The sequence below is a fragment of the Bifidobacterium pullorum subsp. saeculare genome, assembly GCF_016899725.1.
GTDB classification, from domain to species: domain Bacteria; phylum Actinomycetota; class Actinomycetes; order Actinomycetales; family Bifidobacteriaceae; genus Bifidobacterium; species Bifidobacterium pullorum_C.
This window is the reverse complement of sequence record NZ_JACLYU010000030.1, coordinates 1-12,828: the sequence shown is the minus strand read 5'-3', so window position 1 is coordinate 12,828 and position 12,828 is coordinate 1. Positions and strand designations below refer to the sequence as shown.

At 68.6% G+C, this 12,828-nt stretch carries 10 protein-coding genes; 5 read left to right on the top strand and 5 right to left on the bottom strand.

Translation table 11 applies throughout. The features are described 5' to 3' along the window. Positions 1–139: 139 nt before the first annotated feature. The gene (gene acnA, locus H7U32_RS08955; protein ID WP_204469733.1) at positions 140–2,860 is read left to right on the top strand and encodes an aconitate hydratase AcnA; all 2,721 of its coding nucleotides are present in this window, start codon (positions 140–142) and stop codon (positions 2,858–2,860) included. Between the two features lie 157 nt (positions 2,861–3,017). Here the strand turns inward: acnA and H7U32_RS08950 are convergent, their stop codons facing one another. Then, complete coding sequence (locus tag H7U32_RS08950) at positions 3,018–3,473, bottom strand: hypothetical protein (protein ID WP_204469732.1); 456 nt, start codon at positions 3,471–3,473, stop codon at positions 3,018–3,020. 838 nt (positions 3,474–4,311) lie between these two features. On the opposite strand from H7U32_RS08950, the gene H7U32_RS11030 reads away from it, so the two are divergent. Continuing rightward, positions 4,312–4,941 (top strand): LytR/AlgR family response regulator transcription factor, encoded by a 630-nt coding sequence (locus H7U32_RS11030; RefSeq protein ID WP_204469731.1) that lies wholly within the window; start codon positions 4,312–4,314, stop codon positions 4,939–4,941. A gap of 153 nt (positions 4,942–5,094) precedes the next feature. After that, entirely contained in the window at positions 5,095–7,011 is a 1,917-nt protein-coding gene (locus tag H7U32_RS08940; RefSeq protein WP_204469730.1) for a glycoside hydrolase family 3 N-terminal domain-containing protein, read from the top strand. 93 nt (positions 7,012–7,104) lie between these two features. Here H7U32_RS08940 and H7U32_RS08935 read toward each other — a convergent pair whose 3' ends face one another. From H7U32_RS08935 to H7U32_RS08920, 4 genes are all read right to left on the bottom strand, one after another. Next, complete coding sequence (locus H7U32_RS08935; RefSeq protein ID WP_204469729.1) at positions 7,105–7,770, bottom strand: GNAT family N-acetyltransferase; 666 nt, start codon at positions 7,768–7,770, stop codon at positions 7,105–7,107. A gap of 28 nt (positions 7,771–7,798) precedes the next feature. Further along, complete coding sequence (locus H7U32_RS08930; RefSeq protein ID WP_204469728.1) at positions 7,799–8,824, bottom strand: NAD(P)H-dependent amine dehydrogenase family protein; 1,026 nt, start codon at positions 8,822–8,824, stop codon at positions 7,799–7,801. A gap of 116 nt (positions 8,825–8,940) precedes the next feature. Then, entirely contained in the window at positions 8,941–9,645 is a 705-nt protein-coding gene (locus tag H7U32_RS08925) for a response regulator transcription factor (protein ID WP_204469727.1), read from the bottom strand. A gap of 1 nt (position 9,646) precedes the next feature. Beyond that, the gene (locus H7U32_RS08920) at positions 9,647–10,975 is read right to left on the bottom strand and encodes a histidine kinase (RefSeq protein WP_204469726.1); all 1,329 of its coding nucleotides are present in this window, start codon (positions 10,973–10,975) and stop codon (positions 9,647–9,649) included. 306 nt (positions 10,976–11,281) lie between these two features. Between H7U32_RS08920 and H7U32_RS08915 the strand changes: the two genes are divergently transcribed. Together H7U32_RS08915 and H7U32_RS08910 are read left to right on the top strand one after the other, a co-directional pair. Continuing rightward, positions 11,282–11,815, top strand: coding sequence for a hypothetical protein (locus tag H7U32_RS08915; RefSeq protein WP_204469725.1), 534 nt, complete (start codon positions 11,282–11,284; stop codon positions 11,813–11,815). Positions 11,816–11,957: 142 nt separating this feature from the next. After that, positions 11,958–12,584, top strand: coding sequence for an isochorismatase family protein (locus tag H7U32_RS08910; RefSeq protein ID WP_204469724.1), 627 nt, complete (start codon positions 11,958–11,960; stop codon positions 12,582–12,584). Positions 12,585–12,828 lie beyond the last annotated feature (244 nt).

The window sequence follows — 12,828 nt, the reverse complement described above, 5'->3', positions numbered from 1 at the left end:
GGTTGGGCCTGGCCGGGCTGGGCCTGGGGCGCGCGGATTATCCCACACTTCGGGCCGACGCGCCAGAGCGATACCCCGCGGCGGTACCATGCGGACGGATACTCGGGCTGTTCCCAGCCGCAACCTTCCGGAGGCACGCATGTCCCTGAACGCAAACCAGCTGTCCACGCTCACCGTGGGCGGCAAGGACTATGACTACTACGCAATCGCCGATCTGCCGGGCATCGACCACCTGCCCTACGCGTTGAAGGTGCTCGTCGAGAACCTCATCCGCAACGAGGACGGGGCGAACATCACCGACGGACACGTCAAGGCGCTGCTCGACTGGGACCCGGTCGCCGAGCCCAGCCATGAGATCCAGTTCACGCCCAGCCGCGTGGTCATGCAGGACTTCACCGGCGTGCCCTGCGTGGTCGACCTCGCCACCATGCGCGACGCGGTCAGCCAGCTCGGCGGCGACCCCGAGGTCATCAACCCGCAGGTGCAGTCCGACATGATCATCGACCACTCCGTACAGGTCGACAAGTACGGCGTGCCGGACGCGCTCGAGCAGAACATGGACATCGAATACCGGCGCAACGGGGAACGCTACCAGTTCCTGCGCTGGGGCCAGCAGGCGTTCCGCAACTTCCGCGTGGTGCCGCCGGGAACCGGCATCATCCACCAGGTCAACATCGAATACCTCGCCAAGGTCGTCATGACCAAGGCGGCCGACCAGTCCGGCCTGGGCACCGGGCGCGACCTGGCCTACCTCGACTCCTGCGTGGGCACCGACTCGCACACCACCACCGTCAACGGCCTGGGCGTGCTCGGCTGGGGCGTCGGCGGCATCGAGGCCGAGGCCGCGATGCTCGGCCAGCCGATCTCCATGCTTGTGCCGCGTGTCGTCGGCTTCAAGCTCACCGGCGCCATCCCCGAGGGCGTCACCGCCACCGACGTGGTGCTCACCATCACCGACATGCTCCGCCGGCACGGCGTGGTCGGCAAGTTCGTCGAATTCTACGGCGAGGGCGTCGCCTCCGTGCCGCTGGCCAACCGCGCCACCATCGGCAACATGAGCCCCGAGTTCGGCTCCACCTGCGGCATCTTCCCGATTGACCAGGTCACGCTCGACTACCTGCGCCTGACCGGCCGCTCCGAGGAGCAGGTCGCGCTCGTCGAGGCCTACGCCAAGGCCAACCGCCTGTGGGGCGACGCCACCGACCCGGACTACGTGGAGCCCGAGTACTCCGAGTACCTGGAGCTCGACCTGGGCACCGTCGTGCCGTCCATCGCCGGCCCCAAGCGCCCTCAGGACCGCATCGAGCTGACCGGCGCGAAGGCCGCCTACGAGACGACCGTGCCCGCCTACGAGACCGACCGCACCGCCAAGGAACCGGTGGCCGTCTCCACCGACTTCCGCGGCGACTTCGACCTGACGAACGGCGACGTGGCCATCGCGGCCATCACCTCCTGCACGAACACCTCCAACCCGTCCGTCATGGTGGCGGCGGGCCTGGTCGCGCGCAACGCCGCCGCCAAGGGACTCAAGCCCAAGCCGTGGGTGAAGACCTCCCTGACCCCCGGCTCGCAGGTCGTGGCCGACTACCTGACGCGCTCCGGTCTGCAGCAGGACCTCGACGCGCTCGGCTTCGAGGTGGCCGGCTTCGGCTGCGGCACCTGCATCGGCAACTCCGGTCCGCTGCTGCCGGAGATCTCTGAGGCCATCAACGCCAACGACCTGACCGTCACCTCGGTGCTCTCGGGCAACCGCAACTTCGAGGGGCGCATCAGCCCGGACGTCAAGATGAACTACCTGGCCTCGCCGCCGCTGGTCATCGCCTACGCGCTCGCCGGCACGATGGACTTCGACTTCGCCACGCAGCCGCTGGGGGAGGGCCCCGACGGGACGCCGGTGTACCTCAAGGACATCTGGCCGACGAACGAGGAGGTCGAGGCCGTGGTGGCGCGGAACGTCTCGCGCGAGATGTTCGTCAAGGACTACGCCTCCGTGTTCGACGGCGACGCGCGCTGGAAGGGCCTCGACGTGCCCGCCGGCGAACGCTTCGCCTGGGACCCGGACTCCACGTATGTGCGCCGCCAGACCTTCTTCGACGGCATGGGCGCCGAACCCGCCCCCGTCGAGGACATCCACGGCGCGCGCGTGCTGGCGCTCCTCGGCGACTCGGTGACCACCGACCACATCTCCCCGGCCGGCGCCTTCAAGGCCGACTCCCCGGCGGGCCGCTACCTGACCGGGCATGGCGTGGCGCCGAAGGACTTCAATTCCTTCGGCTCGCGCCGCGGCAACCACGAGGTCATGGTGCGCGGCACCTTCGGCAACATCCGCCTGAGGAACCAGCTGCTCGCCTCCGCCGGCTGCGAGGTGACGCCCGGCGGCTTCACCTACGACTTCCTCAAGGGCGAGCCGACCACAATCTACGAGGCCTCCTGCGACTACCGTGACCACGGCGTGCCGCTGGTCGTGCTCGCCGGCAAGGAGTACGGCACCGGTTCCTCGCGCGACTGGGCGGCCAAGGGCACGATGATGCTCGGCGTCAAGGCCGTGATCTGCGAGAGCTTCGAGCGCATCCACCGCTCGAACCTCATCGGCATGGGCGTGCTGCCGCTGCAGTTCCCGGAGGGGGCCTCCGCCGCATCCCTGGGCCTGGACGGCACCGAGACCTACGACATCGAAGGCGTGGAGGCGCTCAACGAAGGCCGGACCCCGTCCACCGTGCGCGTGACCGCCACCAGGGCCGACGGCTCCACCATCGCCTTCGACGCGGTGGTGCGCATCGACACGCCCGGCGAAGCCGACTACTACCGTAACGGCGGCATCCTCCAGTACGTGCTGCGCAACCTCATGCGCGCCAAGTGACGGCCCTGCCTGTGGCAGCCCCCGCCTGCGGGGGCGTCGCATCGCACGACCTGGGAACGCGCGCATGGGTTGCAGTGGCCCCCGCCGGCGGGGGCTGTCAGCGGAGCTGACTGGGGGGTGGTCAACGGCTCGTCGAACATCGAGTCGCCAACCACCCTTAGTCACGCTTTCGCGTGCCAGCTCCCGCCAGCGGGAGCCTTGCGGACCGCATCGCCGCGGCATGGGCATCGCCGTTCGCCTGCTCCCAGTATTCGAACTTCACGCAGTACGTGTCGTCCGGAATGGTGCCGGTGATGTGCGCGGTGTCGTGAATCTTGTCACCGACCGTGGCCTGTTTGGCTGGTCGTATGGAGGACGGGATCAGCGTGGCGGCGAGGCGGCAGGTCATCCTCAGGTTCAGGGACGAGTATGTGAGGGCGTCGAAGAAGCGGAGGGGCGTCATCCTGGACGGGATGCGCGAGCCGCCCGGGGTGGGCGGGGGCACGGCCAGGCGCCTGCTCGCCCGGGCCGGGCGGCATGGGAACGGCGCGGCGCCGGCGGCGCGGGAGCGGCCGTGCCGGCATTCCGGCCAGTCGCGCGAGCCGCCGGTGCGGGTGCGGGTGTTGACGGACATGCCGTGCGGCAGGTATCCCAAGGCGATGCCGCCGCACCCCGGCCGTGGTCGGCTTCGCCACCGGATGGGCCGGGAACGCGTCCGCCCGCGACGACGCGTGCCGCGACCTCTCCCAGGCCGAGGAGAGGATCGAGGAGAGGATCCCGTTCCCGATCCGCCCCCACGACAACGACAACGGCGGCGAGTCCGTCGACGCGGACCTCATCGGCCACCTCCGGCGGCCCGACACCCAGCGGACCCGCGGCCGTCCCCACAGGAAGAACGGCCAGGCCACCGCCGGGTCCCGCGACAACCACGTCGTGCGCGAGCACGCGTTCCGACCGCCGGCGCGAACTCGCCGAACCCGACCTGTTGAACGAGCCGTGGCGGCCCGTGAGCGTCAAGGCCAACCCGTTCACCCCGTCCAAGAGACCCGTGGGACGCCCCGGCACCCGCGACGGACGCCCCAGGCGCGTCTACGACCGGCCCATGGCCCCATGGCGGCGGCCCGCAAGGTCCGACGGACAGGACCGGGCCGCCGGCGGCCCCGGATCCATCCCGGCCGAACGACGCGAACGCATCGAACGCCTGACCGCCGAGACGAACCCGGCCGAGCCCGTCCGCCGCACCCACGCCATCCAGGACCAGCCCGAGGACATGGCCGCCCCACGCACCCGACGCCTCGAGCAGCGCGCCGGCCCCGACACGCCATACTCGAACAGGACACCCGCACGCATCGCGGGCGCCCGACCGGAAGACAACAACAAAACCCCAGCCGACACCGACCAGGATTTCACGCCCACCCCACGCAAGGCACCACTCCCGGTTCCGCACCCACTTTCAAATGAGGCACCTCGGCGTGGAGCTCGAGACGACGGTGTTCGGCGACGGCGCCGCCTTCGCGCGCGACTATGCGCCGGAGTGGGATGTGCTGATCGTCAATGTGGGACCGGGGAACCTGGACGGCATTGCGGTCATGCGCAGCATCCGGCAGCGGGACACGGCCGTGGAGGCCATCCTGGTGTCGATGACCGAGGACCAGGCGCTCGAAGGCTACGAGGTCGCCGCGGCCTCGTACATCCTCAAACCCCCGTCATACGAGGCCTTCGCACGGGACATGGACCGGTGCCGCGCGGCGTCGCGGACCAACGAACGCCACGCGATCGAGGTGATGTCCGGAGGCAAGCTGCGCCGTATCTGCCTGGACGAGATCATCTACGTCGATTCGGTGCGGCACCGCACCGTGATGCACACCGTGCTCGGCAACCTGCAGATCACCTGCTCGATCGTGCGCCTCGAGGAGCGTCTGGCCGCGCTCGACCATGCGTTCGTCAAAGCCAACTCCGGCTATCTGGTCAACCTCGACCATGTGATGGGGGTCGACGGCCACGAGGCGGTGATGTCCAACGGCGACCGGCTGCTCATCAGCCGTCCGCGGCGCACCGAATTCAAGCGCCTGTTCGCCGAACACCTGGCCGCCCGCTCCTGACCGGAGACCGGCGGCGCGCCGGCAGAACGTGCGAGGCGCACGACAGAACGGTGCTTTTCCTCCATCCGCCGCACCGGTCTCTGCTGTACTGGAGATGTCACGGAAGACAGACTCCGGCGTTGCCACCGGAGCATCGAGTACAGGAGACGAACGATGGTAGGCATCAATATGGAGGATGTGATCGGCGTCCTCGATACCATCAAATGGTATTTGGTCGCACTGGGCGTGTTGCTCGTCATCGCCATTGCGGTGATCGTGGGAGCGCATTGGATCCGCAAGCCGATGCGCGGCCTGGTGCGCGGCAACGCGGTGCTCGGCGCCGTGGTCTCGGTCGTGGTGGTGGTCAACCTGGTGATCCTCATCCCGATGTCCACCCTGATCGGCATGGCCCTGGGCAAAAGCCAGACGGTGAGCGAGGCCACCACGCAGCAGGCGAAGGAACTGAGCCAACAGATCGCCGGCGAAGGCTTTGTGCTGCTCAAGAACGACGACGGCCTGCTGCCGTTGAAGAACGTGGATTCGATCAACCTGTTCGGCTGGGCGTCGGAGAACCCGGCGTACGCGGGCGGCGGCTCCGGCGGCATCGAGAAGGCCAGCGCCAACCTGCTCGACGAGCAGAAGACCGACCTGCTCAAGCCCGGCGCCTCGCAGACCATCGACTTCACGATCGCCAAGGACGACCTCGCCTCGTACGACTATCAGAAGGCCAAGGCGTGGGTGCTGGAGGCCGGCGACTACACGATCTCGATCAACGCCGACTCCCACACCGTGCTCGATTCCAAGGTGGTCACCGTGCCCGAGACCATCGTCTACGACGGCGACACCACGCACAACGGCGACCTCAAGGCCGCGACCAACGAGTTCGACGACGCCCTCGGCAACGTGACGTACCTGTCCCGCGCCGGCCACTTCGCCAACTACGAGCAGGCCACCGCCAAGGGCAGCGACGTGCTGCCGGAGGAGCTGCGCGCGCAGTACCACATCAACAAGAACTTCGACCGCGGCACCTACCTCGACCCGGATGCGACCATGCCCACCACCGGTGCGAAGAACGGCGTGCGCCTGGCCGACCTGCGCGGCAAAAGCGCCGACGACCCCGAATGGGACAAGCTGCTCGACGAGCTGAGCGTCAAGGAGATGGTGGACCTGACCTCGCTCGCCGGCTACCAGACCTCCGCCGCCCCGTCCGTCGGCAAGGTGCAGGTCATCGACGCCGACGGCCCGGCCGCCATCAACAACAACTTCACCGGCGACGGTTCCATCGGCTTCGGCGTGGCCACGCTCATCGCCATGACCTGGAACCCGGACCTGGTGCATGACTACGGCGAGATGATGGGCAAGATGGCCCGCGAGATGGGCATCGCCGGCTGGTACGCGCCCGGCGTGAACATCCACCGCAGCCCCTTCGGCGGCCGCAACTACGAGTTCTACTCGGAGGACGGCACGCTCTCCGGCATCATGGCCACCGCCGCCATCGAAGGCTGCCAGAGCCAGGGCGTGTACGCGTTCATCAAGCACTTCGCCCTCTACGACGGCAACTCGAAGATGGTGAGCGTGCGGTCCAATGAGCAGGCCATCCGCGAGATCTACCTCAAGCCCTTCGAGATGGGCATCAAGGATGGTAAGTCGCAGGCGCTCATGGTCTCCTGGAACTACATCGGCGTCAAGTGGGCCGGCGAGAACAGCAACCTGCTCAAGACCGTGCTGCGCGACGAGTGGGGCTTCAAGGGCATGGCCATCTCCGACTACTTCCGCGACAACGGCCACGGCTTCATGAACGCGGACGCGGCGCTGGCCAACGGCGTGGACGCGATGCTCTCCACCTATGGCGCGGGCCCGAACGTGCCGACCGACACCTCGGACGCCAGCACCGTGCAGTACATGCGCGAAGCCTGCCGGCACATCCTCTACACCGTGGCGAACAGCTGGGTGTATGAGAACGGCGAGCCGAAGGAGCCGATGCCGGCCTGGAAGGTCACGCTCATCGGCGTGGACGTGGTCATCGGCCTGCTGGTCGTCGGTGCCGAGGTGCTCATGGTGCGACGCTACCTGGCCCGCAAGCGCGGCTGACACCGACGCCACGCGGCCACACGAACGGCAGACGGCCCGGGAGAGGGAACCCCTCTCCCGGGCCGTTCCGCGTGGCGACGCGCGTTCCTTCCCTCACGGCAGCGGCGGCACGCGGCCTTCGTAGACGAAGAAGGTGCTGGCGTAGGCGGACCCGGGGTCGGCCAGGTCGCGTGCGGCCATGCGCGCCAGCCCCTGGTGCTCGTAGAAGCCGACGTCGCAGCCGGTGTCGGTGAAAAGGAAATACTCGTCCACGTCGTGTTCGCCCAGATACGCCATCGCGGCGCGGAACAGGCGGCCGCCGACCCCGCGGCCGCGAGCCTCGGGGGCGACGATGAACAGGACGATTTCCGCCGGATAGGGCCGGCCGCCGCGTTTGCCGACGGCTTCGCGCAGCAGCCGGCGATCGGTCAGATCGATGGCCGTGAGCTCGGCCAGCCCTCTGGCTCCGCCCCTGGTGGCGGCGAGCCTGAGACCGGCCAGCGCGGCGCGACGGCGGTGCCGGTTGAAGGCCGGGCGTCGGTCGAGCGCGTCGACGCGCACCAGGATCACGCCGAGCGGGGAGCCGGTCGTCGCGTCCACGGCGACCAGGGCCTCGGTGGCGCGGGCCAGACAGCCCTGCCAATCCACCTCGGCCATGAGCCGGCCGCACGGCTCGGGGTGCTCGGCGTACCAGGCCTTGCGCAGCATGGCGAGGAACTCGGCGTCGTCGCCGGCGGTAAGCCGGCGCAGCGTCACGTCACGGCATCGATCGTTCATCATGCTTCCGTATTATGCCGGATGCGGCCGGTCACAGCACGTACAGCGACGCGGGATAGGTCAGATGGGTGATCTCGTCGAGCTGGTCGGCGGTCACATACCCGGCGGGCGCGTTGAGCACGTCCGGGATGCGGTTGACGATCGTGGCGCAGGTGTGCTCCACCGTCGCCGGCTTGACCACGTGGTACTCCACATCCGGTTCGCCGGCGATCGTCCAGTCGCACATGTCGCCGTCGTCCGGGCCGTACACCTTGCCGATGCAGGCGGTCTCCAGCACCGGGCCCTGCATCGTCTCGGTGGTGACCACCGCGCTCATGCCGATGCAGGTGCCGGCGGGGATCGTCGCGCCCATCGTGGCGCTGGGCACGTCCACATCGGAGAAATACGGCATGGCCTTCTGCGACATGGACGTGATGGTCAGCCCCAGCTTCTGCGCCAGCGCCTCGTTCGAATTCCACACGTACGAGGGCACGACCTGCTCCGGATGCGCCAGCTGCGCCTCGAACTCCTCGGCGCTCAGCCCCACGCCGTGCGCCTTGGCGAGCGCCAGGCCGTAATCCTCGACGTTGTAGCTCACCGCGCCGGTGATTTTGTCGATGCGATGGCAGCCGGCGGCGACCATCGCCACCATGTTCACCCAGAAGATGTCCTGCATGCCCGAGCCGACCATCGTGGCCCCGTGGTCCTTGGCGATGCGGTCGAGCCTGTTGGTCACCCCCGGCGCCGTGGTCCACGGGAAGATGGCCTCCTCGCAGGTCGTGACCACGCTGATGCCCCGCTCGAGGCACTTGGCGCACATCTCCTCGATCTCCTCGGTGAAGCTGAACAACGTGACCACCGCGATGTCGGCGTCGCATTCGTCGAGCACCGCGTCCGCGTCCGACCGGATCGGCACGTTGATCGGGCCGATGCCGGCGAATTCACCGGCATCCATGCCCACCACGGCCGGGTTCACGTCGATGACGCCGACGATCTGGATGCCCTTCTCATGCATGTACCGGATCGTGTACGCGGCCATCTTGCCGCAGCCGTACTGGATCGCTTTGATGGTGTTCATAACCGTCACTCCTTCGTGTCGGTGACCGGCGTCATCGCCGGTCACCGACCACTCTATCCGAACGGCTTGGCAGGCGGCGACGCCCGTCTTCGCGCGTGTCCTGCCGGGGACGACTCTCAGCTCCGCGGCGGAAGGTCGGCGCGCTCGACCAGCCGCGCCATCTGCACACGTCCCATCGCGAGTCTGGCGCCGGCTGAGGAGAGATGGGCCTTCGCAGTGCGTTCCGAGATGAACATCCGCGCCGCGATCTCCGCGTTCGTCAAGCCCTCCGCCGCCAACACCACGGCCTCGCGTTCCCGTTCCGGCAGCGAATCAAGCAGGGCTCGTGCCTCGTCGCGTCGCGACCGGAAGCGCTGGGTGCTCAAATCGCCGATGAGCTGGCGCTGGCTTGCCGTGTTGAACTGGGGCGCTTCCCGGCATACGCCCATCACCCGTCTGATGATGTCCTCCGGGGCATCCGTCTTGGAGATGAACCCCTCCGCGCCCGCTTCGACCGCGCGCTCCACCGTGCCGCCTGGGCTCAGGGACGTGAGTATGAGCACATGCGGCGGATGGGGCAGCGCGCGCAGCGCCCGCGTCGTCTCGATGCCGTCCATGCCAGGCATCGCGATATCCATGAGCACCACATCCGGGAGCTCCCGCCGCGCGTGTTCCACCGCCGTGGCGCCATCCGTGGATGTGGACGTCACCTCGAGTCGTCCCCCGGAATAGTCGGTGAGGACCAGCCGCATCGCCTGGCAGATCATCGGGTCGTCGTCGATGACGCTGACTTTGGTCCTGGCGGCCGGTGTGCCATGCTCTTCTTCGCTCACAGACGTCATCTTAGCGGGCTGCCCCGGCGGGCTGCCCCGCGTCCGCATCCCGCCCGATGACGGGAGCGGACGTCTCCTGGCCCGTTCCGTCCGCACCGGGGTCGCCGCGAAAGACCCACGGCAGATTCACCTCGACGTGGAAGATGCCGCGTTCATCGACGCCATGGCGGCACATGCCGCCCACGGCCTGTGCGCGTGCCGCCAGACCGGCCAGTCCCATGCCGCCGCCGGTATCGCCGTCCTCGGCAGACGCCTGCGGATTGGAACAGTGGACATGCACTCCCGAGGCGGGGGAGGCGGCAACCTCCAGCGACACCGGCTGCCCCGGCGCATGGCGGCGGGCGTTCGTCAGACACTCCTGGATGACCCGGTACGCCACCTTGGCGATGCCGTCATCCAATATGCTCAGCCGCTCGATGTCGATCCACGAGTTGAGCTGCATGCCAGCCGTCCGGGCCTCGCCCAGCAGTGCGTCCAACGATTCGCGGGTCAGCGCGGTCTGCTCGGACGGGGCGAGCTGTTCCCACGCCGATCGCGGGTCGCGAAGCATGCCGATGATCGCATGCGCCTCGTCCAAGGCGCCCGCCGCCTGACGGCGGATGTCATCGGCCTTCTGCGCGATGCTCCGGGCCTCGCGCGAGTCCGGGAATGCGGCCGCCTCCGCCTTGAGCGCGCTCGCGTTCAACGCAAGCAGGGACAGCGAATGGGCGAGCGTGTCATGCGCCTCCGCGGCGATGGCGTCCGCCAACTGTTGGCTGTGCAGATCCGTCTGCAGCGTGGCGGCGTGGTCGGCGGCGGCCTGCGCCTGCGCCTGCGCGGTTCTGGCCAGCGCCCGGGAGCGGATATGCAGTCCCAGCAGCACCGCCACTGCGGTTTCCGCCAGTGCGAACACCAGCGCCGTCACCACGATCGCCGTGTCCCCGGCCATGGGGTGGAGTGGCACGCCGTCGACACCGGTGCCGGGGCGGGCGAACAGCTGATGCCACACCGATTCGTCCGCCGGGCGCATCGCATCGCGGGCCTGTGCCCACGCCGCCGCCAGGCTGCCGGCGGCCACCGCCCGCACGGTGCGTCGTGGCGACGAGCGCCGAGCCAGCAGCGAGGCCAGCGCCATCAGCATGAGCAGCGGATCGTAGGGGAAGACCACCACGATGGCCAGGCATGCCCAGAACACCGGCTCCGGATGGGTGTGCCGCGCCCTGAGCACGAAGGGGAACGCGAAAGCCAGCAACGTCGCCGCCATCAGCCACAGCATCCTCGCGTCGGCCACGCCATCGACATAGGGCTGCGCCGCATAGGAGCATTGCACGAGGCATCCGACCATCGCGCACACGATCATCGCCGGCGTGCACCAGCGCCGTGCTTGCACCGTCACCTCATCGTCGGGCGTGGCATGGGACGGGAACGAATTCTTCATAGCTCCACTGTATGGCCGTGCCTCATCTGCCGCCATTGGACTTCGGGGCAATGCCGGGGCGCTCCACTGCCTGAACGGGCAAGCCGATATGTCCGTACGGACACTGACGCGCCGGCGAGGAGCGCGGTAGCGTCGGCAGTGACCGAACCGGACGGGGCCCGTTCCCCATGCGGCGCATCATGCCTGTCATGGACGGCGCCATCCGGCAAGCAACGAAAGAAGGACACCATGGCCACAACACCGACCCAACCTCAGCAGCCGTCCCAACCCGCGGAGCCGAAGGCGAAGACCGGCAAGCCCCTCCTGAAAAGGTGGTGGTTCTGGCTGATCGTCGTCGTAGTGGTGCTGGGCATCGGAGGGGCCATCGGCGGCACCTCGGGAGGTTCCGGCCAATCCACGCAGACGGGCCCCGCTCCCACCACGGCATCGGAACAAGGCTCCGCAAGCGGGGATTCCAGCCCCGCCGAACAGCCCAAGCCCGCCGAGAAGACCGTCGAGCTCCAGGCCACGGCCACCGGCAACGGCACCGTGATCTGGATGAAGCAGGGCAGCAGCAACACCGAGCAGTTCAACGGGACCTGGTCGAAGACCTTCACCGGGGACGAGACCAAGGACCTGGTCGGCGTGAGCGTGAGCGGCGATGTCCTGGGCGGCAACGACCAGCAGGTCACATGCAAGGTCATCGTCGACGGCGAGCAGAAGGACGCCAAGGAAGCCTCCGGCTCCGCCGGAAGCGCCCACTGCACGGTGCCTCTGTTCTGACGCGTCGCCGCAGGCGGCGGCGCCCGCATACCGCGCCGCCGCTGGCCCGACCGCGCCGCCGCGCCATAGGATGGGGACCAAGGGCGGGGACGGAGAGTCCGCCCGGAACCGAACGGCAACGCGCACCAGGGGAGTGATGGCGATGGAGGAACGCAAGGCATTGATCGTCGTGGACGTGCAACCCACGTTCTGCGAGGGCGGCGAGCTGGGAGTCGACGGGGGCGACGCGGTGGCCGGGCGCATCGCCGCCTTCGTGCGCGCCCACCGCGGAGACTACGCGTATCTGGCCACCACGCAGGACTGGCATATCGAACCCGGCGGCCACTGGTCCGACCAACCCGACTTCGTGGACACCTGGCCGGTGCATGGCAAGGCCGGCACGCCGAACGCCGAGCTGCACCCGGCCATCAAGGCGCTCGGCATCGCCCACCATTTCAAGAAGGGCCAGTATGCGGCCGCCTACTCCGGATTCGAAGGCATCGAGGACAACACCGACGCAATCCAGACGCTTGCCGAAGTCGACGCCGGGCTGGAGGCCGGCCATACGCTCGCCAACGCGCTCGCCGCCGCGGACATCACGCAGGTGGACGTCGTCGGCATCGCCGAATCGCACTGCGTCAAGGAAACCGCGCTCGACGCGCACCGCCTCGGCTATGACGTGCGCGTGTTCACCGACCTGACGGTGCCTGTCTCCGCGGAGCTCGGCGCGGCCGCCCGCCGCGAGATGGCCGACGAGGGCATCGACCTCGTCGACTCCTCCCGCGCCTGAGCGTGGCCGGTGCGCGCCGCCGGCGGCGCGCACCGGCCGGCATCCACCATGGGGGCATCGCCGCGGACAGTTCGCCCCCGTGGGTTGACGCATGCGTGCCGAAGGGGGTATTTTTTGGGCCTTTCGCTGTTTGGTGTGGGTGAGTGGGTCGGGGGGTGGTGGTGCTGGTCGGGTAGTTTGGGGGTATGGATACCACGTCGTTGTTCACCGCCGCCCTGCAACTGCCTGACCCGTGGAGGGTGTC

What these genes read in the sequence shown, in the direction of transcription:
- acnA (WP_204469733.1), top strand. Translation starts at nt 140, where the DNA reads ATGTCCCTGAACGCAAACCAGCTGTCCACGCTCACCGTGGGCGGCAAG.
- H7U32_RS08940 (WP_204469730.1), top strand. Translation starts at nt 5,095, where the DNA reads ATGGTAGGCATCAATATGGAGGATGTGATCGGCGTCCTCGATACCATC.
- H7U32_RS08915 (WP_204469725.1), top strand. Translation starts at nt 11,282, where the DNA reads ATGGCCACAACACCGACCCAACCTCAGCAGCCGTCCCAACCCGCGGAG.
- H7U32_RS08910 (WP_204469724.1), top strand. Translation starts at nt 11,958, where the DNA reads ATGGAGGAACGCAAGGCATTGATCGTCGTGGACGTGCAACCCACGTTC.
- H7U32_RS08930 (WP_204469728.1), bottom strand. Translation starts at nt 8,824, where the DNA reads ATGAACACCATCAAAGCGATCCAGTACGGCTGCGGCAAGATGGCCGCG.
- H7U32_RS08935 (WP_204469729.1), bottom strand. Translation starts at nt 7,770, where the DNA reads ATGATGAACGATCGATGCCGTGACGTGACGCTGCGCCGGCTTACCGCC.
- H7U32_RS08925 (WP_204469727.1), bottom strand. Translation starts at nt 9,645, where the DNA reads ATGACGTCTGTGAGCGAAGAAGAGCATGGCACACCGGCCGCCAGGACC.
- H7U32_RS08920 (WP_204469726.1), bottom strand. Translation starts at nt 10,975, where the DNA reads ATGATCGTGTGCGCGATGGTCGGATGCCTCGTGCAATGCTCCTATGCG.
- H7U32_RS08950 (WP_204469732.1), bottom strand. Translation starts at nt 3,473, where the DNA reads ATGTCCGTCAACACCCGCACCCGCACCGGCGGCTCGCGCGACTGGCCG.